This is a genomic window from Marinobacter sp. C1S70 (assembly GCF_000475355.1).
GTDB classification, from domain to species: Bacteria; Pseudomonadota; Gammaproteobacteria; order Pseudomonadales; family Oleiphilaceae; genus Marinobacter; species Marinobacter nauticus.
The window spans coordinates 459,165-480,891 of record NZ_AXBW01000073.1 but is presented as its reverse complement, the minus strand read 5'-3'; the positions used below and the strand labels follow the sequence as shown (position 1 = coordinate 480,891).

At 56.9% G+C, this 21,727-nt stretch carries 14 protein-coding genes; 9 read left to right on the top strand and 5 right to left on the bottom strand.

Annotation, left to right across the window (positions count from 1 at the left end):
* The 5 genes from Q669_RS17555 to Q669_RS17535 all read left to right on the top strand — a co-directional run.
* Nucleotides 1–1,549, top strand: a 1,549-nt coding sequence (locus tag Q669_RS17555; protein ID WP_022993273.1) for a type VI secretion system Vgr family protein, incomplete at its 5' end; no start/stop codon positions are given.
* 15 nt (nucleotides 1,550–1,564) lie between these two features.
* Nucleotides 1,565–2,107: a DUF4123 domain-containing protein gene (locus Q669_RS17550; protein ID WP_011787122.1), complete on the top strand. Its 543-nt coding sequence runs from the start codon at nucleotides 1,565–1,567 to the stop codon at nucleotides 2,105–2,107.
* A 39-nt stretch (nucleotides 2,108–2,146) separates the two neighbouring features.
* Nucleotides 2,147–6,187: a hypothetical protein gene (locus Q669_RS17545; protein WP_022993272.1), complete on the top strand. Its 4,041-nt coding sequence runs from the start codon at nucleotides 2,147–2,149 to the stop codon at nucleotides 6,185–6,187.
* A complete protein-coding gene (locus Q669_RS19155) occupies nucleotides 6,135–7,235 on the top strand; it encodes a hypothetical protein (RefSeq protein WP_227501136.1) in 1,101 nt (366 codons plus the stop codon). The genes Q669_RS17545 and Q669_RS19155 overlap by 53 nt, the downstream gene beginning before the upstream one ends.
* A 137-nt stretch (nucleotides 7,236–7,372) precedes the next feature.
* Nucleotides 7,373–7,822, top strand: a complete 450-nt coding sequence (locus Q669_RS17535; RefSeq protein WP_022993270.1) for a DUF4124 domain-containing protein — start codon at nucleotides 7,373–7,375, stop codon at nucleotides 7,820–7,822.
* A gap of 26 nt (nucleotides 7,823–7,848) precedes the next feature.
* Here the strand turns inward: Q669_RS17535 and Q669_RS17530 are convergent, their stop codons facing one another.
* From Q669_RS17530 to Q669_RS17515, 4 genes are all read right to left on the bottom strand, one after another.
* Nucleotides 7,849–8,943, bottom strand: a complete 1,095-nt coding sequence (locus Q669_RS17530) for a rhomboid family intramembrane serine protease (RefSeq protein WP_011787112.1) — start codon at nucleotides 8,941–8,943, stop codon at nucleotides 7,849–7,851.
* Between the two features lie 43 nt (nucleotides 8,944–8,986).
* Nucleotides 8,987–9,319, bottom strand: coding sequence for a hypothetical protein (locus Q669_RS17525; RefSeq protein WP_011787111.1), 333 nt, complete (start codon nucleotides 9,317–9,319; stop codon nucleotides 8,987–8,989).
* Between the two features lie 66 nt (nucleotides 9,320–9,385).
* Entirely contained in the window at nucleotides 9,386–10,084 is a 699-nt protein-coding gene (locus tag Q669_RS17520; protein ID WP_022993269.1) for a PspA/IM30 family protein, read from the bottom strand.
* Nucleotides 10,085–10,098: 14 nt separating this feature from the next.
* A complete protein-coding gene (locus Q669_RS17515; protein ID WP_011787109.1) occupies nucleotides 10,099–10,503 on the bottom strand; it encodes a YjfI family protein in 405 nt (134 codons plus the stop codon).
* A 205-nt stretch (nucleotides 10,504–10,708) separates the two neighbouring features.
* Here Q669_RS17515 and Q669_RS17510 point away from each other — a divergent pair, with 205 nt between their 5' ends.
* The 3 genes from Q669_RS17510 to Q669_RS17500 all read left to right on the top strand — a co-directional run bounded on the left by Q669_RS17510 (nucleotide 10,709) and on the right by Q669_RS17500 (nucleotide 18,721).
* Nucleotides 10,709–11,335, top strand: coding sequence for a hypothetical protein (locus tag Q669_RS17510; protein ID WP_022993268.1), 627 nt, complete (start codon nucleotides 10,709–10,711; stop codon nucleotides 11,333–11,335).
* 43 nt (nucleotides 11,336–11,378) lie between these two features.
* Nucleotides 11,379–13,382, top strand: coding sequence for a hypothetical protein (locus tag Q669_RS17505; RefSeq protein WP_036149914.1), 2,004 nt, complete (start codon nucleotides 11,379–11,381; stop codon nucleotides 13,380–13,382).
* An 89-nt stretch (nucleotides 13,383–13,471) separates the two neighbouring features.
* Nucleotides 13,472–18,721: a DNA repair ATPase gene (locus Q669_RS17500; protein ID WP_022993266.1), complete on the top strand. Its 5,250-nt coding sequence runs from the start codon at nucleotides 13,472–13,474 to the stop codon at nucleotides 18,719–18,721.
* 59 nt (nucleotides 18,722–18,780) lie between these two features.
* Here Q669_RS17500 and Q669_RS17495 read toward each other — a convergent pair whose 3' ends face one another.
* Complete coding sequence (locus Q669_RS17495) at nucleotides 18,781–20,190, bottom strand: SPFH domain-containing protein (RefSeq protein WP_022993265.1); 1,410 nt, start codon at nucleotides 20,188–20,190, stop codon at nucleotides 18,781–18,783.
* 201 nt (nucleotides 20,191–20,391) lie between these two features.
* On the opposite strand from Q669_RS17495, the gene Q669_RS17490 reads away from it, so the two are divergent.
* Nucleotides 20,392–21,711 (top strand): glycerophosphodiester phosphodiesterase family protein, encoded by a 1,320-nt coding sequence (locus tag Q669_RS17490; protein WP_022993264.1) that lies wholly within the window; start codon nucleotides 20,392–20,394, stop codon nucleotides 21,709–21,711.
* The last annotated feature ends 16 nt before the right edge of the window (nucleotides 21,712–21,727 follow it).

The window sequence follows — 21,727 nt, the reverse complement described above, 5'->3', positions numbered from 1 at the left end:
CGCCCCGAAACTGGACCCGGTCACCTGCAATACCAAAGCCGGTGGCAGCACCCAGCAGGCCTGCGTGTTCCAGTTCGCCTACGAAGAACGGGTCAAAGCCGCCTCCGTGGCCATGAAGGACTACACCTTCAAGAACCCCGCCTACGCCCTGATGCATGAACAAAATGCTGGCGGTGTTAACCACCGGGAAGACTACCAGCACTACGACTACCCCGGCCGCTACAAAGCCGACGCCAGCGGCCAGCCGTTCACCCAGAGCAGACTGGATGCCCTCAGAAACGACGCGTCCATGGCCAACGGCAAAAGCAACCGCCCGGACTTCACCCCCGGCGCCAAAGTGGAACTGCAGGACCACGACAGCCAGACCCTGAACCGGGAATGGCTGCTCACCGCCATCACCCATACCGGCAAGCAGCCCCAGGCCCTGGAAGAAGAGGGTGGCAGCGAGCCCACCAGCTACCACAACACCTTCAGCGCCATCCCGGCCGACAAAACCTGGCGCCCCCTGTGCAACCACAAACCCGTGATGGACGGCCCCCAGATGGCCCTCGTCACCGGTCCCGAGGGTGAAGAAATCCACTGCGACCAGTACGGCCGGGTAAAAGTACGATTCCCTTGGGACCGCTATTCCAAGAACGACGAGCACAGCAGCGCCTGGCTGCGCGTGGCCCAGGGCTGGGCCGGTGGCCAGTACGGCTTCATGGCCTTGCCCAGAATTGGCCACGAGGTCATCGTCAGCTTCCTGGACGGCGACCCGGACCAGCCCATCATCACCGGACGAACCTACCACGCCACCAACACACCGCCGTACGCGCTGCCGGAACACAAAACCCGGACCACCCTGAAGACCAAAACCCACAAGGGTGAGGGCAGCAACGAACTGCGCTTTGAAGACGAAGCCGGCGAAGAACAGATCTACGTGCACGCCCAGAAAGACCTGGACCTGCTGACGGAAAACAACCGCACCGAAGTCATCAGGAACGACAGCCACCTGACGGTGGAAAACAACCGATTCAGCCATACCAAAGGCAACCGCCACCACACCGTGGACGGCGAAAAGCGCGAGCAAACCGGCAAAGACCACAGCTTCAATGTCACCGGTACTCTGCACCTGAAAGCCGGCACCGCCTGGCTCAGCAATTCCGGCACCGAACTGCACATCAAAGCCGGCCAGAAGGCCGTCATCGAAGCCGGCGCTGAGATCACTCTGAAAGCCGGTGGCAGCTTCGTAAAGATCGATCCCAGCGGCGTGGCCATGGGAGGGGCGAGTATCAAGATGAACGCCGGTGGGGCTGCCGGGAAAGGCAGCGGGCAGAAGGTGCAGGTGCCGGAGATGCCGGGGTTGGTGACGGCTGCTGGCGGTTCAGTGGCGCCGGAGGCGTTGGCGGAGGTTAGCCAGAGAGCGAGTGCTCAGCCAAAAGCCATCGTTGCCCATCGACTAAAACAGGCTCGGATGAATCGAACGGCCATTGTTGAGCAGTGCCAGCAGAAACCCGATGGCACTTGTCCGCTTGGGAACTGTCCTTGCGGTAAGAATCAGACAGCGTGATACGTGAAGGAGCCCATGGTGGTATTTGCAAAACCTTCGACTGACAAGGTGCGTTTTTTAGTGCTGGAGGCGCAGCAGAAACCATCGGTTGTGCGGTCTTTGTATGAGCAGACAGACGTTCCGAAGTGGCTTTATCTGTTTGCTGAGACCGACTGGCAACAGTATCTGGCCGAAAGCCCCGTTGTTCTGGAGGCTAAACAGCAGAGCCCGGAGTATCAGTGGGCTTTGAAAGGCTTGAAAGAGGGGCGGCTTATCGGGCTGATTCTGGAGTCCTCTGAGAGCCTTGAGTCCGTGACGAGTTGGCTAAGGGCTCGCTTGACAGTGCGCTTCGACGGGGAAAGGCAGGGCCTGCTGCGACTTTACGACCCTGAGGTATGGCAACGCTTATCTCCGGGGACTCAAGACCAGGCGGATGTGATTGAACGGGTTATTTATTGGTACGGAGAAAGCGGTCAGGAACGTTGGCAAACCACCGACAGACCAAATCTGTTCACTATGTTGCCCGTACCAACGCTTTCAGAAACTCAGTGGCAGGCATTGAACACGCCTGAGGCCTGAGTCCGAATTGATACGTTTAGAACGCAAGGAATGACAGGGATGTCTGAGAATAGTGCAAAGCAGTCTACAGCTGGTTGTAGCCCGACTTGCGAGGACGAATCGCTGATTATTGAGGTTATCGGCAAAGAGCACCCGGATGGGCATGCTTTTCGAATCTTTGATGAATCCAACTACGAGCAGCAAGAGTGGTTGGAGAAACAGGTTGAAATAGAACCTCTGGAAAATTCCATTCTGCATGTCTGGCCCTGGAAGGGGCAGCCCTCAAGGAATGTCTGGATAGAAATCAAGTCTGAAGATGGCCCGATTCGGGTGCCATTTCTGGATGATGCGACCAGCACCGAAAGGGAAGTTGAGCATCAACGCCACGTCGTACTACCGGTCGTGCCGGCGACCCTGTTGTCTGGCATAGAGCTACATGGGCAGAAGCCTGCCCGCCAGGTTCTGGCTCGTGCAGGGTTCCTGTATATCTTTTACAAGGAAAAGCTATGGCGTGAAATTGAAATCCGCATAGATGAAGAAGGGCAAACTTCGTATCACGACGTGGCGCTTACCAAACATCGTTCGCGCAGTGGTCAGCTAGAGCCTGGATACCGGAAAGTCACTGGGTCGGCAATGAGTGAAATCTGGATACCGGCCCGGATTAACAGTGATTGGCTGACATTGGAGATGGCCTTCAGCGAATCGCAGTGGCCGGGAGAGCGCGTGATGCATTTGGAGCGCTCTGCTACAGACCGGGAAAATCGTTGCGTTAGCATCGATATGCGTTTTGGATCAGAAACGAAGGTAAGTGTAGAGAATTCCAATGCTTCCAGCGGTAACAGTGTTGCATTTCTTGCGGAGTATCTTTCACCGCAACGCTCCCGGGTGCCCGCATTGGAGTGGCAGTTTGACCGCCCCGATGACTATCTGTTGGATTTAGAGGGAACCTATCCGGATCGGGCTATGCAAAAAGCAAAGTCCATTCACCAGAGGCAGGAAAGTCCGGATCCCGAAGACCCGATCGCCGAAGATGAAAGACCGGAGATGACTGCTCTCAGCAATTGCCTGCATCGATCATTGCACCAGGCTGAGGAGGCACTGATACAGCAGTGTCGGCCAGAGGATCCAGAGCCCTTCACTTGGCCTGGTTCTGGAACTGCTGAGACGGATGCTACGATCAATGCAAAAAAACGTGGCATTGGCGTTATTCTGCTGGACGATCCGATCTACCAGCTTCGATACAACCAGCGTCGTCGACAGGTGGCGGCCTGGTATATGAATGCCGCTGTGCGGCGCGCCAAGGCGAGACCATACTTTGACTCTGCCTTGCTGGTTCATTCTGTGATCGAGCCAGAACACATCGCGTCGGAGCCTAATCAGCTTCACAAGCACATGGCGGAAATAAATAATCAGGGCAGAGCAGAGCTTGAACGCTCGCTTGCGGTTTCTGAGCGTCAGATGGGGCGAGCTTATCTCGAGAAGGTGCATTCTGAGCTATTGGAATTGCTGTCAAACGAACGCACCCATCATGTTCTGACGGACTTGTTCACTCATGACAGCTATGATTACGCTGGTGCATTCAATTTCGTAACATCTCTGGTTATGAACCTTGTCACCGAACCGGCGGAATGTGATGCCCTCGACATTGACGTTGAGGGTGCGGTCGATGGTGAAGGAAAACACTGGTTACAGGGGCTGTGTGAGGGCCGGCACAGTCGAGTTCTCTACTCTCTGCTGTTCCCCCGCTTCAGCCCGGAAGATCAGAAAAAACCGTATCAACCTCCGGCAGAGCCTCAGGTCAATCATGGCAACGGGCAGTTCCGCGAAACGGAACTCGCTGCCATGTCTATTACCGATCTTCCCGATATTGATGAACTAAAAACGATCGATGGGCTTGAATTAGCAGTCGAAGCTGCCGCAGGGTCCTACGAAACACTTCTGACGGCGAATATGAGGCTCGGTAGTCAGGTTCTAATGAGTGTTCACGGCAATATGTGGGCGGCGATTCATCATGCCAGCCAAGCTATTGAGGCGAGAAATGCAAAGCTGGCGGCTATAAAGAAGCAGTTGGCAGAGCTTCGAATAGAAATCTCCAATCTTGAAAACCAACGCTGGAACATCGAACGGAGAATTAACAACCTCAGAGGGAAAGAAGCTGAACTTGAGGCGATCCGGAACAAACTGATCGAGCTCGACGTACGCTTCAAAGAACTGAGCCGGCAGAAACAATCAATCATGAAAACGGCGGTTGCAGGCAGAATGAAGCTTTATTCTGTTTCGTTGGAGCAATTACGTCGGTCCCTACCAGAGCTTCTAGGGAAAGTAGAGTTGATGCGACTCTCGAAAGCGCGTCAGAAAGATTATTTCATCTTCGAGTTTAGTGAGGCTGAGCTCAGGTCTGGAACTGGAAAGCGGGCTGTAGAGCTTTTTGGGGACTTGATACAGGCAGGCGAAGAACCTGACGTTCGCGCGTCAACAAGTAGAAGACGCAGCAAGGCTGCGGGTATCGCATCCGAGGTTGCTGAGGATGTATACGTGCTGGCAGTCCCTAAAACAGAAACGGTTGTGACGTTAATTGAGGATATCCGGAAAGCTGAGTCTGACTTCCGGCAAGCGGTGCGTGCGTTAGCTGAACTCGACGAGCTCGTTGGGCCGAGTCCCGGCACCCCCGCCGCGGCAATGGCTGCCGCTGCGCAAAGAATCGAGGCGGCAAAAGCTGAAGTTGCCCGAGCGGAACGGGAACTCAAAGCATTCGAGCAAGAGATTGATAGCCGGAGAAGCCGTGTTGCGAAGAAAGAACAGTATATCCGTGACCTGGAGGCCGCGAACGATGCGGCGAACAAGGTTGATCAGGCAGAAATTAACAGTAACAGATCCAGTCGTTTATATCGGGTGTTGAATAAGCCAGCTTTTCCGGTATTTGTTGGTTTGATTGAGGTATTTAACTCAGCGAGCGTTTGGTCAGGGCGGTCTCAAGATGCAAGGATTAAAGGGAACAATCGTGCCGGCCTCCGAGTATTCAGTGCGGGTTTTGATCTGTTTGTTGCGGGCACGGCAATTAGTGAACGGTGGGTGCTGGGGCCATCCAAGATCTTGGCGCTCGAACTGCCAGAAGACATTGGAAGAGTTTTCGTTAAATCTCTTGGTGCTCCACTAACAGTAAGAAGTGGGCTTGGCGCTGCAGCCGGTTTTCTTATGGCCTTGGATGCCGGGTGGGATGCCTATTACGAGTATCGGATGGGAAATCACAAAGCGGCGTTCGGCTATGGATTGCTGGCGGGTAGCGGGATCGCTTTCGGATTCGCAAGTGTTGTAGGTAAATCAGGACTTCTTTTGGTGTTAGGGCCGAAAGGTTGGCTGGCGGTAGGTGTTATCCTGGCCGTAGCGGGCCTGGCGACGGTTTTCGCATTCAGCGACGAACCGCTCGACATCTGGATGCGGCATGGGCCTTTCGGGCCTTTGGCGGAGAAGCCCTTCTTGAAAAAACCAGATGAAGCCTACTATCGCTTGATCAGCCAGTTAATGGGCGTCACGGTCAGACTTGAATACAACCCCTTGCGACGAATGGCGCGAGACGGCGTTCTGGAGGGCTACAGCGATGATCAGGTGGCCGCTTTGTCGATGGCTGGTGAGCGTTTTGTGATTGAGAGCGCCATTCCTGAATTGTTCAATTCGGGCGGGGTTGTCACTGTTTTACCGAAGCTTCAGCTCAACGAAACGATTGCTGTCGCTAAAGGTAGATCGGGTCACGTTCAGAATAACCGAATAGAAGGGGCTGATCTGGAGCCTTATGTGCTAATGACAGAGGAGTCTGGTACGGGTTTGCATATTTATCTGAATGCACCTGAGAGCGCGAGACGCAAATTAGAGACTGCAGTCTGGCAGAGCGATACGTGGGAAACGCGAACGTATAGATGGAAGGCCAAAGTCCAGATTCAGGCGAGGCAATCGCTTGAATCCATGTTGATGGTCTTCCCGGCGCCTCCACCGCAAGACCCTCTCGTGTTTAGTAAATCGGACGAGCGTCATACCCAACCTGACTTTAGCAGTGAAGACCAGCCATTTTGGTACAGTCAAAGAGTTCAAGAAAATGTCGATTGATGTTTCTCCACATGGTAGCTCGAGTGATTATTATGGATCGCATAGCTACCGTTCTGACTCGATTCCCGAGCAAAGCAATCAAACTCAGGAATTGAACCGAACCGGATTAGATCGCTCAGCCAGCTTACGATTACCGTGGGGTAATACCCGTGAAGTGATGCCGCCCACCTTCATGTCAAGAAACCCACCCAAGAAGTTGCGGCGACTGGAGAAAAAAGAGGATCTGGCAGAGAAGTACGGTCTTCACGTTGAGAGTAATCATGAATGCTTCCGGCATGCACCATTGGCTCTCCAGGCTCGATTAGTAAGTATAATTAGTGTTACAGGTGCGTTGTGGGCCTACATTGTTTCTCCCGGATATTTGATAACACTGATTTTGATGTCGCCGTTGTTTACGTCCATTAGTAGAAACTATTCCGAGTACATACAAAGTCTTGGTTTATTCGAATTTATCATGCTTGGAGGCGGCTGGATTCTCATTTTGATGGCCAAACTGGCGTTACGCCTCTTCCCGAAATGGCTTTTACGGAATGGCCGAGGCCCTGAATGGGAATTCAACCGTCGCACTGGCATGATCAAGGTCTGGCAATACCCGAAAAAGTTTCCTTTTCTCCCCAGAAAGCCTCCGGTGGCGGTTGAAAAACCTTTCTACGAATTCGATGCCTGGTGCTGTGCGAGGGTTGATCGCTTCGGCACCTTGTTTGACCTGGTGCTTTCCCACAGATACAGCAAACTGGATGTTACCGTTGGCGATATTCTCGGCGCCCACGGCAGTCCCACCATGTGTTACGCCTACTGGGATTTCATTCAGAACTACATGGATGTCACAAAGCCGTTGCCGGAACTGCCCATGCTGGAGCAGTATCGACACCTTGACCCGACCACCGCAAAGCACGACCAGGCGACGGGCCGTCCGTCACGTTACTGGCGGGATATGGATGATAAAACCTTCAAGCAGAAAGTGGACGACATGTTTACCGATGTCTCCATCATCGATACCACACGCAGGCCAGACCTGATGGCGGAAAAGCTGAATTATGCGTCCTGACTTGTGAACCGGGGGCTTCCATTGCCAATCAGGTAGGACGGCTCTTGTGACTACCCGGTCAAAGTTCCCAAACACATCATCGGGTAGACTACTCCTTCGAAAGTTGTCCAAAGCATTATTCGAAAAGGAATTCAGTTATGACACGCAAGCTTCTCATCTCTTTATTTCTGTTATCCCTTGGTCCGTTTTCTCACGCTGCCGTCTACCAGTGGACAGATGCCAACGGTCAGACCCATTTCGGCGATCGCCCCCCGGCGAAGGCCAGTTCCAAGGAAGTGCGCGTCAATGCAGCGCCGGCCCAGGCTGATGCCACAGCCCGTGACCGGCAGCAGAAAATGACGGAGTTCCTGGAACAGCAACAAAAGGAGCGGGAGGAGCGTCAGGCCAAAGAGGCGAAAGTCCGGCAACAGGCCGAAAAGCAGGAGGAGCTATGCCGGAATCTCCAGGCCCGTCTCAAGCACCTGGAGAGTGTTTCGACCTTCTACGATATCAATGAGAAGGGTGAGCGGGAGTACGTGTCTGAGGAAGAAAATCAGCAGATTCGGGACCGTTTCCGCGCCAAGGTTAAAGAAACCTGCGGCGAGTAGGTACCTATTGCGATTAACCGGCAAGGCTACCGGTTAATCGCAGCCTCCGGCTGATTCAGCATCGCAATCAGCGGATTCTTCCGCAGCACATAATCCCGCAACAGGTAGCCCAGCAGTAACCCCAAGCCAAAGCCACCCAGATGCGCGGCCCACGCCACACCGCCCTGGGCGGTGAACATCCCGAACAGGTTTATCAGGCTCCAGATCAGGAAGTACCAGTGAGGTGCGAGTTTCTTCTGGTAAACAATGATCATGAAGGTAAGACTGGCGTGCCGGAACCACATCAGGTAGAGACCGAACAGGGCAGCGATGGAGCCACTGGCCCCGACCAGCAGCAGGGGCCCCTGGCTGGCATCGAACAACAGCAGTTCCGCAAGGGCCGCCATAATGCCGGCAAACAGGTAGAGTGCCAGGAAGGCACCATGCCCCAGCGCATCTTCCAGGTTGTCGCCGATGATCCACAGAAAGTACATGTTCCCGACCAGGTGCATCAGGCCACCGTGCACAAACTGATAGCTCAGCAACTGAAGCACAAAATGTGACGGGCTTTGGGTGTCGGAGTTCAGTCCCAGGTTTACGAAGATCCACTCATTAGCCTCAGCGGACAGCGCTCCAACACCAAACACCAGGGCACAGAGGAACACCAGGGTTCGGGTAACCCAGGGGGTGCGGTGGGGTTTTACGTTGTATTCCACCGGCATGGCGGTCAGGAACTGGAACAGCCAGGATTTCCAGCTCACCTTCTGGTTCAGGTCTTTAAGGGCCTGCTTCAGTTGCGGCGACTGCATTACCTGATCGACTTCGTGTTTGTCGAGCCAGACACCGTCACAGCCGGGGCAGCAGTCAATTTCCGTAGTGTAGTGAGCCAGCAATTGGTAGTGGGTCATGGGCACGCGACACCGCCGGCAAAGCCGGTCGCTGGTGCGAAGCGCGGGGCCGAGGTGCTGCTCGTGATCGTACTGGTCTACGCCGTCATGATGCTCGGCAATCGCCTGATTTAATGCGCCATCTTCAAACCATAGCCCGTGGCACAGGCGGCAGTCGAATATGGAGGGATGGCTGGAGGAGTCCAGGCTTGCGGTATTGCAGGCCGGGCACTGTCGATAGCGGTTTCTGGGCATGACGTCCTTTTCCTGGTAAAGCGGTTTCTGAAGCGCCTGGCGATTACTGGTCCGAGGCAGTCAGATACTGCCTGGCAAATCCCTGCAACTCCTCCGCCACGCGCTGGCGAATAGCGGCACGATCCTGCGGATCCAGTTCGTACTTGCGTGCCAGCAGTTCGAAATCCTCGTCTTTGAGGGTTACCGTCAGTCGCGGGCGGGCACGGCCTTTACGGTAGGGCAGGTGGAGCACCTTGCGCACCATGTCGGCGGTCGTCATATCCTGCATGGCCGCCGACACGCGAAAGGCGCGCTGGATGTCGTTGGACAGGTCGAAGGCCATCTGTACCGCCTGAACGGCCTGTTCTTCTCGGGACCAGTCCTGTTTCTTCGCCATGGGGTTGCCTGTGAGAGCGCCTTTGAGGTGCTTGAGTGAGCGCCCCGAACTCGGGGCGCTCAGGGTTTACGGGTTTGCGTTGCCGCCCTTGAGGCGTGCCAACACATCGTTGACGGCATCCTGTTCGCCATCAATGCCGGCGGCTTTCAGTTTTTCGTCCAGATCTGCGCCGGTCAGCTCTTTTTCCAGGGTGGCACTGGCGGTCTGGCGGTCTTCTTCCCGGGCCTGGCGCTCGCGAATCCGCTCCAATGTCTCTTTCGCGGTGCTCAGGGAGGACTGCTGGCTGTTGATGTTGGTGTCAATCTGCGCGGTGGTGCGTAGCACCCGCTCGTTGGTCTTCACTACGTGCAGTTCCCGGCGGTAGTCGGCCAGCTGTTTCTCGGCTTTCTGAACTCGCTCTTTCAAGCCCACAATGCGCTGTTGCAGCAGTTCCCGGGTTTGGGTCAGCTCCGAGGCGCGGCGCTCATGGCCAACAATTCGCTCGGCCACTTCTCGGGCCAGATCTTCCTGGCCAGCCGCGATGGCTTTGCGGGCATCGTCTTCACGCTTGGCGGCGCTGTCCTGCTCGGTACGGATCTGTCGGGCCAGGGAGGCCGCTTCGGCCATCAGTGACGCCAGCTCTTGCTTGGCCTGTTTCAGCTCATGCTCGGAATCGCGCAGTTCCTGTTCCAGAATCCGGTTGCCCTGGCCGTCGACAACGGCTTCACCCAGTTCGTTCACACCCCCGCGCATGGCGGTCAGGATTTTTTTAAGTACGGTTCTCATGTCTCAGCCCTCACTCAAGCCAGGTAGTCTTCAAAAGTCTGTAACAGGTCGATGGCATTCTCGGCGAGGGTTACCAGTTCCTGCATGATCTCGCTGGTGCCGGACGTGGGGCTCAGTGCGCCATAGACCACATAGTGCTGGCCGGTTTTGCCAAGAGAGCTTAAGGGCATGGGAACACTGATGCGCAACATGTTTTCATGCAGCTCGTTCAGACGTTCCGGGGCCAGTTCCTGTTCGTCGAAAAGGTACGCAAGGCACAGAATCTGGGTGTCGGTTACGGTAATATACACCGGTGTTTCTTCGGCGCCGGACACGATCACCTGCAGCACCGGTTCTTCGCCGGCAATGGGCATGACATCGAAGGTTCGGCCAGCATGGGTGGCGTCACCCAGGGCCAGGGTGAGAGATTGGGTATCCACGAATAGCTCCTTCCTGTGGCGTTGAATCGGTTCGGCCGATCCGGACGAACCTTGTCCTGTCGCTTGACATTTTATGTCAATAATCCGAGTCTATACCTCGCAATTAAACATTTGCAAGAAATAGTTTGTTTACGTTATAAACAACTCGTCAGTCTGACACGGACTGTCGCCCAGTGGATTTACCAGAACGGATGTCTGGTCGCGTATGGATACATTCTTTGCAATTGCCTTCTCCTTCCCCACGGTCATTTTTTCCGTATTGCTGTGCGTGGCCATCGTTTACTGGCTGATTTCCCTTGTGGGTCTGGGCGATATCGAGGCCGATGGCGATATTGATGCCTCCGGCGACTTCTCCGGCCTGATGGTAACCCTGGGGCTCCAGGGTGTCCCGCTGCCACTCGTGCTTACCCTGTTGTTCCTGATTGCCTGGTTGGCGAGCTATTTTGCGGAGCTGTTGCTCGGTGCACTGGTGCCTGATGGTTTCCTGCATGCACTGTTCGGCCTGGCGGTCATCGCCGGCGCTCTGGTGATGAGTGTTCTGGTGACAGCCGTTGTTATCCGCCCACTGCGGCCACTGTTCCGGCGGGCGTATTTACCCCCGCTTCAGAAACGTATTATCGGTACCGCTTGCGTGATTACCTCCGCAACGGTGACTGAAACCAAAGGCCGGGCAGAAGCGATTCTGGACGGTGCCCATCTGGTGCTGCAGGTCCGCAGCCATACGCCTTTGGCGCATCGCGAGCGCGCGGTGCTGATCGAACATATTCCGGACAAGAACGCCTGGTGGGTGGTTCCGGAAGCTGAATTCCTTGCCGGCGAATCGGCCGGTTAATCCCCGCACCTACTCCCTTCAATCAGCGCAGGAGAATGACTAAATGGACTTATCTTGGATGATGCCAGCAATCATGACCGTCGGGGTCCTGGTTCTGCTGATACTGGGCATACTGGCCCTGTTCAAGGCGTTTTACCGCAAGGTGGACCAGGGCCAGGCCCTGATCGTGAACGACCTGTCGCCCACGCCCAAGGTGTATTTCACCGGGGCCATGGTGCTGCCGGTTATCCACCGCGCCGAGACCATGAAAATCTCGGTCATTACCCTGGAGCTTAACCGTACCGGCAAGGAAGGGCTGATCTGTAAGGACAACCTGCGGGCCGACATTACCGTTGCCTTCTACCTGCGGGTGAATGAAACCCAGGAAGACGTTCTGCGCGTGGCCAAATCGGTGGGTGTGGGCCGTGCCTCAGACCGGGATGCCGTGAACGAGTTGTTCAATGCCAAATTCAGTGAAGCGCTGAAGACCGTTGGCAAGAAGCTCGAGTTCATGCAGCTGTTTGAGGAGCGTCAGCGCTTCCGCGATTCCATCGTCGAGACCATCGGGGAAGACCTGAACGGTTACGTGCTGGAAGACGTGGCCATCGACTACCTGGAGCAGACGCCGAAGACCTCGCTGGATCCGAACAACATCCTGGATTCCGAGGGCATCAAGCGGATTACCGAAATTACTGCCCTCCACAATGTGGAAACCAACCGTCTGGAGCGGGACCAGGAGCTGGAAATCCAGCGCAAAAATGTGTCGGCCCGGGAAGCGTCGCTGGAACTGGAACGCAGCCAGGCCGAAGCCGAAGCGCGCCAGCGCCGGGAAATTGAAACCCTGCAGGCCCGTGAGACTTCGGAAACCGAGCAGGTGCGTGAGCAGGAGCGGGCCCGTGCCGAAGCCGCTCGCATCAAGACGGATGAAGAACTGGCGATTGCGGACGAAAACAAGCAACGCCAGATTGAAATGGCCATGAAAGCCCGAGAGCGTGCGGTGCAGATTGAAGAAGTGCGTATTCGCCAGGCCCGGGAGCTCGAGGATGTTAACCGTGAGCGGGCGGTGGAAATCGAGCGCATTGGCATGGAAAAGGCGCTGGAAGAAGAACGCAAGGAAATTGCCGATATCACCAGCCAGCGTATTGCCGTTGAGCGCAACGTGGCGGAAGAGGAAGAGAACATCAAGGATGTTCGCAACCGCTCCGAAGCAGACCGCTTGAAGGTGAAGAAAGTGGTGGCGGCTGAAGCCGATGCCGAAGAACTGAAGCTGAAAGATGTAAAAGCGGCCGAGGCGGCGTTTGAGCGCTCCAAGCTGGAAGCCGAGCAGGTTCGGGTTACCGCCCAGGCGGAAATGGACGCGGCCGAGAAGAAATCGGTGGCTGATGAGAAACTGGCCCGTGGTCGCCAGGCCATGGCGGCTGCCGATGGCCTTGCCGAGGCACAGGTCAAGGAAGCTCAGGCGTCTGCTATCCGGGCTGATGGTCTGGCCCGCGCCGAGGTCAAATCGGTTACCGCCAAGGCCGATGAAGAAGCCGGCATGGCCGAGGTTCGGGTGCTTGAGCAGCGTCTGGAAACCGAAGCCATGGGTGAAGAGAAACTGGGTGTTGCCAAGGCCGATGCCCGTAAGGCTATGGTTCTGGCCGAAGCCGAAGGTGAGCAGCGCATGGGCCACGCCAAAGCCGAAGCCCGCGAAGCCATGGCCAAGGCCGAAGCGGCTGGTCTGGTTGAGAAACTCAAGGCCTACGATGGCATGTCTGAGGAATCCCGTCACTTTGAAGAGTTCCGCATGAACCTGGAAGTTCATGAGAAGGAAGTGATGGCCCAGATCGACGCCCAGAAGGCTGGCATGCTGGAAAATGGCCGGGTTATGGCTGCTGCCCTGAAAGACGCCAAGTTCGAAATGATCGGCGGCGACGGCGGCATTTTCGAGAAGTTTGCCCAGGGCCTTGGCTACGGCAAGAGTGTTCAGGGCGTGCTGGACAAGTCCCCCTCGCTGCAGGCGGCGCTCTCGAACATTGCCGGCCGGGTGGCAGGTGAAAAGCCTAACCGCAGTTCCGAGACGGCCTGATAAGGCCGATGGCTCCCGGTACCGGACCCAAGGTGCCGGGAGTGCTTTCCCCTAACCGCATTCCCCTCTTTGGTTCAGGATGATTTGGTATGTCGACGGATCGCACCGAGCTCGAAAGCATTGTTCAGGAAGGTTCAGCCTTTGAAACCATCAAGCGCCGGCTGAAAGAGCAGGGCGGGCAACTGCGTGAGCAGGTGTCCGGGCTGAACCAGGCCCGCGAAGAGATCTTTGGCAGTGCCGGCATGAACGTGCTGGGCCGGGCCCGGGTGCGAACCGAAAACAACGCCATCGCCCGGGATGTGGTGCGTCTGGGCGACAAGCTGTTGTTCGGTTTCAATCTACAGCTGGGCTTGCGCAAGACGCTGGTGATTGAGGACGTGTTCCGGCTGTACCACCTGAACGACGGCGACAGCGGCTTCGAGATGACCGAAGCGGCCATTGAGGGCTCGTTTCTCAAGGATGAACGCTTCGCCACCGACTTCCGGGAACTCCAGCAGTACTACAACACCGCCACGCTGTCGCAACTGGTGATACTCAAAGGTATGTTGCTGATGGCGTTTCGCATCGGTGACAAGCTTGATGATCTTCGGGTGTTTCGCTGGGAACTGAAGCCCGATGGTGAGGTCAGCCGCTACATTGATAATCGCGGCGAGCGCGATCTGTCTTTCCCGGAACGTTTCAGTTTTCCCTGGAAAACCGTGGGCCGCGACAGCCAGGTTCAGGGCCGCTCTCCGCACCTGAACATCGCCGACACCCTGTTTGTGGATAACCTGCGGGGCAACATTACTTTCAAGGTGGAGAACAACACCTCCACCGGCGAAGGCATCTACTCGGACCCGGTGGAGTCCGATTCCCAGTCACTGGACGACGCCAGCTTCGATTTTGCCGATCTGGGCGAGATTCTGCTGGTACGGATTCTGCCGTTTAACGAAGAACACTGGCGCTATTACCTGTTCAATCGCACCGAGCGCAAGATCGAGCGGGTTGACGCCATGGCCGGTTCCGTCGCGTCGCTGCCGGACAATCACGGACTGATTTTTCCGTCGGGTTACTACCTGAGTACCGGCGAGCTAAAAACCTTCCAGATTCCCGACGGGGATTTCCGGCTCAAGCGTACCTTGCGGGCCCCCAACGGCGAAGACATGCTGTATGTCTTCTTCGAACAGCGCACCGGTCAGGTGATCCTGTTCCGCTACAACCTGATTCGCAAACAGGCGGATGTGCCACTGATTGGCCACGGTTACGCCCTGTTCGAAAACGGGCATTTGGTGATTTTCAATGCCGACAAGGAACCTACGCTGGTGCACCCGTTGCAGGTGTGGGAAACGCCGTTCACTTCTGAAAGTTTCCACGCTGCGGCGAACGTCGCCAACGATTCCGAGCTGGCGCGCATTGGCAATCCCGAGCTGGTGCGGGGAATTGCCGAGCTGAATACGGTGGTTACCCTGGTGGAGGGCGCCAGCGCCAGTGAGCGGCATTTCACCAACCTGATTCGTACCGTGGACCGTATTCTGGATCAGTTTTTCTGGCTGTCAGCGCGCCAGGAAGAAGCCCTGTTTGCCGGGTTAAACCAACAGCTCAGCACCATCCGAAGCACCGCAGAGCTGGTGCTGGATGAGTATGAGAAAGTCCAGAGCATTCGCGCCCAGACTGAAGCTGCCATTACCGAGGTCGCTCAGGACCAGGGCGCGTTGATGCGGGACCTGAAACCGGATAGCTGGAAAGCACCGGATCAGTTTGTCAGTTACCTGGCACGTTTGCGCGATCATCGCGGCCGGGTGCGAACCCTCAATGATCGGCGTTACGCCGACAAAGCCCGTATCGACACTCTTGAAGAGGAGCTGGCCGAGGCTGAGGACCGGCTGACCGAGCGCACCTTCCGTTTCCTGGCGTCGCCGGAGGCGCTGGATGGCTACCGCCAGACCCTGACCGAGTTGCAGACTGCGCTGGCCGAGGCCGACAGCCGGGATGCCCTGAAGAAGATTGTCGATCGCTATCGGGAATTGACCGAAGGCCTGGACATGATCCAGGGCATGCTGGCGTCCATGGGCGGTGACGATGCCGCGCTGGAAACGGCGATCACCGATAACATCTCGGGCATCTACGCGACCATCAACCAGCAGCGTTCCGAAGCGGAAATCCGGCTGAAAGAGCAGGGCAGTGCGGAAGCCCGGGCCCAGTTTGCGGCTCGTATCCGGCTGTTTGAGCAGAGCCTGGCGAACGGCGTCAGCGCGCTGTCGGATGTGCGCGAATGCGATGGTCTGATGACCCGGATGCTGGATCAGCTGCAGGAGCTGGAAAGCCAGTTTGGCGAATATGACGAGTTCCTGGCGGCCATTCTGGAGCAGCGCGAGAACGCCCACGAGAGCATCGAGGCACGGCGCCAGCAGCTCCAGGATCAGCAACAGCGCCGGGTAACCACGCTCACCGATGCCGCTGCCCGTATTCTCAAGAACCTGGGCCGCCGTACCGAACGTTTCAGCAGCCCTGAAGAGCTGCATGCCTTCTTCGCCTCTGATGCCATGGTTAGCCGGTTGCGCAGTATGGCCGGAGAGTTACGGGAGCTGGGCGCCGCCATGGAAGCGGACGATTGCCTGGGCCAGCTCAAAGCGGCTCAGGACACCGCCCTGCGCAGCGTTCGGGACAAGGCCGATATCTTTGAGGATGGCGGTGCCGTTATCCGGCTGGGCAAGCACAAGTTCAGCGTTAACCAGCGGGAGCTGGATCTGACCCTGATTCCCCGGGACGATCATGTGCTGCTGCACCTGACCGGAACCCAGTATTACGAGCGCCTGGAGGAGCCCGAGCTGGACCGCCTCCGGGGCTACTGGAACATGAGCCAGCCTTCGGAATCCGACCGGGTGTACCGGGCGGAGTATCTGTCGGCACTGGTAATCGATGAGTTCCGCAAGGCCGGAGACCTGCCGGTTAACGTCGCGGATCTGGATGAACTGACCGGTTACATCCGCAAGTTCGCCTCGCCCCGATACCGGGAGGGCTACGAAAAAGGCATCCACGATCACGACGCAGCGCTGATTGTCAGTACACTGTGGCCGGCGATTCAGAACGCCGGGTTGCTCCGTTTCAGCCCCAGGGCGCGGGCACTGGCCATGCTGTTCTGGGCCGGGTTGAGCCAGCAACAGAGCGCGGGCCAGCAACTGCGTTCCCGGTGCCTCTCTGCCGGCATCCTCAGCCGCATGATGCAATCGGATGAGCTGCTGGAATCCCTGCAACAGGAACTGGAACCGCAGCTCGCAAACTTTGTGGAAGAACAGCAATTGAGGCTGGCCGGGCCGGGCAGCGATGGCCGCAGCCTGGTGCACTCGGCTGCTCAGTATCTGGTGCGGCAGCTGGCGGAAGAATCCGAAGCCTTCGATATCACTCGCTATGCCGGGGATCTGGCGACCGGCTTTGTCGAAGCCCTGAAACGGGATAACCAGTTTGCCCAGTATCAGCAGGCACTGGAGGTTGTGGCCGATCAGCCGGCCGCTCGCTGGAGCATCACCAGCCACTGGCTGAAAGCCTGGATGGCCAAGACGGATCAGCAGCATCTGCTGCACTATCTTCCGGAGGCCGTGGCGGTGTTGAACGTGGGTGAAACGGTGAAAACCTCGGTCCGCAGTGTCGAACTGGCGTTTCAGATTGAGGGCCTGCTGGGCCAGCATCCCCGCATTGAAGAGCGCACGCTCAGTCTGCAGCTGGATGAATTCGACGAGCGCCTGCGTTATCACCAGCAGGAGATCATTCCTGGCTGGCAGCAGCTGCAGGAGGTGCGGCAGCAGGTACTGGAGAAATGGCGTGGCCAGTTACGGCTGGACGAGTTCCGGCCCCGCCCGCTGTCGTCGTTCGTGCGTAACAAGCTGATCAGCGAGAGTTACCTGCCGATCATTGGCGATAACCTGGCCAAGCAGATGGGCACGGCGGGTGAAGACCGCCGCACCGACCAGTCCGGGCTGCTGATGATGATCTCGCCGCCGGGCTACGGTAAAACCACGCTGATGGAATACGTGGCCAACCGCCTGGGTCTGATCTTCATGAAGATCAACTGCCCGAGCCTGGGCCACGACGTGATGTCGCTGGACCCCGAAAAGGCACCGCATTCCACCGCCGAAGCAGAGCTGATCAAGCTTAACCTGGCGTTGGAAATGGGTAACAACGTGATGTTGTATCTGGACGATATCCAGCACACTCACCCCGAATTCCTGCAGAAGTTTATCTCCCTGTGTGACGGCACGCGCCGCATTGAAGGGGTGTGGCGCGGCAAGACCCGCACCTACGACATGCGTGGCAAACGTTTCTGTGTGGTGATGGCCGGGAACCCATATACCGAGAGCGGCGAAGTCTTCAAGGTCCCCGACATGCTCGCCAACCGGGCCGACATCTACAACCTGGGTGACGTGCTCTCCGGCATGGAGCATGCCTTTGCGTTGTCCTACATCGAGAACAGCCTGAGCTCCAACCGGGTGCTGGCACCGCTGGCCACCCGGGGCATGGCGGACTTTTACCGGTTCGCCGATCTGGCCGAAGGCAAAACGGTGGCGGATTCGGACTTTGAACACGACTACAGTGCCGCCGAGCGCGATGAAATCGTTGCCCTGCTGAAGAAAATGATCCGGGTGCGGGAAACCGTGTTGCGGGTCAATCAGGCTTACATTGCCTCCAGCGCCCAGGCCGAGGCTTACCGAACCGAGCCCACCTTCAAGCTGCAGGGCAGTTACCGGAACATGAACAAACTGGCGGAGAAGCTGTCACCGGTAATGAGTGACCAGGAGCTGGAAGCCCTGATTGATGACCACTATCAGGGCGAGGCTCAGCTGCTGACCTACGGTGCCGAAGAAAACCTGCTCAAGCTCAAGCAGATGCGCGGCACCATGAATGACGAAGAAGCGGCACGCTGGCAGACCATCTGTGAGGAATACCGCCGCCGTCAGCAAGCCGGTGGCGACGAGGAAACCGGGGTGAAAGTGGTTCGCCAGCTGGGCCTGATCTCGGAACATTTGCAGCAACTGGGGCAACAGCTGGTTGCCGGACTGGACAACGGAAAACACCCGGAACCCGATCTGGATAAAGCCCTGAGCCAGCTGTCCCGTTCCCTCGAAACCGGCCTCACCGAAGGCCTGCAATCGGTACAGCTGAATCCCGCTGTCACCGTCAACCTGGACAGCCCGCCCCAGGTGGGCGACGCGCTGATGGCCTTCGCCCGGATCTTTGAAGAATCCATTGTGCCGCTGGTGAAAACCATGGATGGCAAGCTGGACCTGGATTTGAAAACCCAGAGTGACATGAGCCGGGTGTTGCGGGTGATCCGGGAGCTGCAGGAGCGTTTGCTGGCCGGTTGACCACGTTGATACCGGGGGCGAATGTCTGGATCGCCCACCCCGGTATCAATGCGTTGGCTTTACTGAGGGATGGTCTGTCCTGAAGACCGGCGCAACTGCTCCATAGCACCAAGACTGGTAAATACTTCCAGGCTACTGACTGGGCTGGCGCCTGCGTCGGCCCCGACATAGTAGTCCGGCATATCGATGGTTACGTCCTTCAGGGCCGGGTACATTACCTGGGCGATATCGCGCTGGATTTCGGCCATGTAGATATCCCGGGCGGCCTGTTTGGCCAGCAGGTGTGCCTTGGCGACTTCGGCTTCCGCCAGGCCTTGCTCACGAATGGCTTTTGCAGCGTAGGTGGCGGCTTCGGCATTGGCTTTCTGGATGTCTCTTTCAGCAACCGAGATTTCCAGCTGCTTCTGTTTCTCCAGCACGGCTACGGCCTTTTCTTTTTCTTTGCGGACGGTTTCCAGTTCTGCCTGCTGGCGCTCCATTTCCACTTCTTTCTGCTTGGAAATAATGGCCAGTTCTTTGCTGCGCTGGGCGTCCTGGATGGCCCGAGCCTTCTCGATCTCTTTTTCCAGCTGCGCGGTTTTGGCTTCGGCGCGGGCGGTTTCCTGGGCCTGGATCGCGGTAATCCGCTTGGCGACCAGGTCCTTCTTTTTCACCAGCAGCTCATCCAGTCGCTTCTCGGGCAGCGGACGACCAATGGTCACCTGGCGTACCTGAATGCCATAAGCATCCAGCGGGTTGGCAATGCGCTTGGCTTGGCCGGCGCTGTCCTGCAGGATGATGTTCTTCCAGACCAGCTGCACTTTCCGCTCCAGCCGGTCGCCGTCGTCATTGGTTGAAGATACGGCAGCCAGGTCGGTCTGCTCCACTTCCACCTGCTGTCGCTCGGTTTCGTAAAGGCCATTCTGCAACTGGTCTTCCAGTTGAACCTTGAACTTGTTCAGACCACCCTGGAAGAACTCTTCGCCGGTGTACTGGGTGGCGGTCACTACGGTCACGTTTTTGGCGTTCTTGATCAGCAGGGAATCGATCAGGTTGTCGTAGCTGCGGAACTCACGATGCATAGCCACAATCTTTTCGGGATCTGCTGACAGTCGGAACCGGAAAGTGGCCGGAATCCGGGCGGTGTAGGTGTCAGCGAACTGCACTTCCACTTCGCCCAGCTGGCGGGTGGATTTGATCTTTTCACCGCTCTCCTGGTTACCGAAACTCAGGGTCATGGCCTGATTGTAGGTATAAACGTTTGAGAAGAACGGCACTTTGAAGTGCAGGCCGGGCTCGGTGAACACGCGGATGGTGCCAAACAGGGTGTCCTGAACCACATAGGTGTAGCCCAGCTCCGTGGTAAAGAAGGAAGACATGGCCAGGAAGACCGCGAACAGCGAGCTTGCGATGGCCAACAGATATTTTTTCAGATTATTCAGAACAGCAGAGAGCATTTTCTCTGTCCGTGAGATTGCCGGGGCGTCCATTCGATACTCCAGATGGGTTCTTGGGGCGGCCGAATGTACCGGAATGTCGTAAATAGTGTGTAGGAAGATCAGTCAGATCCTTGTAGGAAAAGTCTGCATATGAAGAGAAGTTGATCGGCTGGTCAAAAAAACGTCATGCGGTGGTCATGGCTCTTGTGAACACTGACGCTGCAGTATCATTCATTTCACAAGGAGCAGGTTATGAAGTTACGCGTTATCGCAAGTGTGGTGTTGAGTACTCTGATGGCCGGAGCCGCCAATGCCACACCGGGCTGGCATGATGAACGTCAGTGGATGCCGCCTGGGCTGGAAAAGGCATGGCACGATCACCAGGGGCATAAAGGTTGGTACAAGTATCAGGGCAAGCCATCGGTTCAGGTGGGCGCGAGGCCGTACTGGTTGGTTGAGGATATGGATGACGGCCCGCTCAAGGAACGTCTCAAGAGCTGTGACGTGCGCAACTTCCAGGCTACGGACTTCTCGATTGGCCACCGGGGAGCGCCCCTGCAGTTCCCGGAACATACCCGGGAGTCCTACATCGCCGCCGCCAGGATGGGCGCTGGCATTCTGGAGTGTGATGTTGCTTTCACCAAGGATCGCGAGCTGGTGTGTCGCCACGCCCAGAATGATCTGCACACCACCACCAACATTGTCACCATTCCGGAATTGAACGCGAAGTGTACCCAGCCGTTCGTCCCTGCTGATCCGGCATCCGGCACTCCGGCCAAGGCTGAATGCCGGACCAGTGACATCACCCTGGCGGAGTTCAAGACCCTCGAGGGTAAGATGGACGCCTACGATCCGATGGCGACCACACCGGAAGAGTATGTCGGCGGCACTGCTGACTGGCGCACCGATCTGTATGCCAGCCGGGGCACCTTGATGACCCACCGCGAGAGTATAGAGCTGTTCAAGTCACTGGGCGCCAAGTTCACACCGGAGCTTAAAACGCCAGTGGTCGATATGCCGTTTGAGGGCGAGTACAGCCAGCGGGACTACGCCCGTCAGATGATTCAGGATTACATCGACGCTGGCATTAACCCGAAAGATGTGTGGCCGCAATCGTTTAATCTGGACGACGTACTCTTCTGGGTGAATGAAATGCCGCGCTTTGGTGAACAGGCAGTGTTTCTGGATCAGTCGCCGATCACGCCGGATACAGAGTCTCTGGCGCACATGGAAAGCCTGAAGTCCCGGGGCGTGAACATTCTGGCGCCAGCGCTCTGGAAAATGCTGGCGCTGGATAGTTATGGCGAGATTGAACCGTCTGAGTATGCCCGCAATGCCCGCATGGCTGGTCTTGATCTGATCGCCTGGACCGTGGAGCGTAGTGGTCCCCTGGCAAATGGCGGTGGCTGGTATTACCAGACAGTTTCGGATGCCATCAATAACGACGGCGATGTCATGAATGTGATTGATGTGCTGGCTCGGGAGGTGGGCGTCATTGGTGTATTCTCGGACTGGCCGGCCACGACCACCTATTACGCCAACTGCATGATGAACCCGAAAGGGCGCCGTTAGCTGGAGCTGTAACACC

Excerpts from the sequence above, each read along its gene's own strand:
- Q669_RS17500 (WP_022993266.1), top strand. The coding sequence starts at position 13,472 with ATGTCGACGGATCGCACCGAGCTCGAAAGCATTGTTCAGGAAGGTTCA.
- Q669_RS17520 (WP_022993269.1), bottom strand. The coding sequence starts at position 10,084 with ATGAGAACCGTACTTAAAAAAATCCTGACCGCCATGCGCGGGGGTGTG.
- Q669_RS17545 (WP_022993272.1), top strand. The coding sequence starts at position 2,147 with ATGTCTGAGAATAGTGCAAAGCAGTCTACAGCTGGTTGTAGCCCGACT.
- Q669_RS17535 (WP_022993270.1), top strand. The coding sequence starts at position 7,373 with ATGACACGCAAGCTTCTCATCTCTTTATTTCTGTTATCCCTTGGTCCG.
- Q669_RS17495 (WP_022993265.1), bottom strand. The coding sequence starts at position 20,190 with ATGGACGCCCCGGCAATCTCACGGACAGAGAAAATGCTCTCTGCTGTT.
- Q669_RS17490 (WP_022993264.1), top strand. The coding sequence starts at position 20,392 with ATGAAGTTACGCGTTATCGCAAGTGTGGTGTTGAGTACTCTGATGGCC.
- Q669_RS17505 (WP_036149914.1), top strand. The coding sequence starts at position 11,379 with ATGGACTTATCTTGGATGATGCCAGCAATCATGACCGTCGGGGTCCTG.
- Q669_RS17550 (WP_011787122.1), top strand. The coding sequence starts at position 1,565 with ATGGTGGTATTTGCAAAACCTTCGACTGACAAGGTGCGTTTTTTAGTG.
- Q669_RS17510 (WP_022993268.1), top strand. The coding sequence starts at position 10,709 with ATGGATACATTCTTTGCAATTGCCTTCTCCTTCCCCACGGTCATTTTT.
- Q669_RS17525 (WP_011787111.1), bottom strand. The coding sequence starts at position 9,319 with ATGGCGAAGAAACAGGACTGGTCCCGAGAAGAACAGGCCGTTCAGGCG.
- Q669_RS17530 (WP_011787112.1), bottom strand. The coding sequence starts at position 8,943 with ATGCCCAGAAACCGCTATCGACAGTGCCCGGCCTGCAATACCGCAAGC.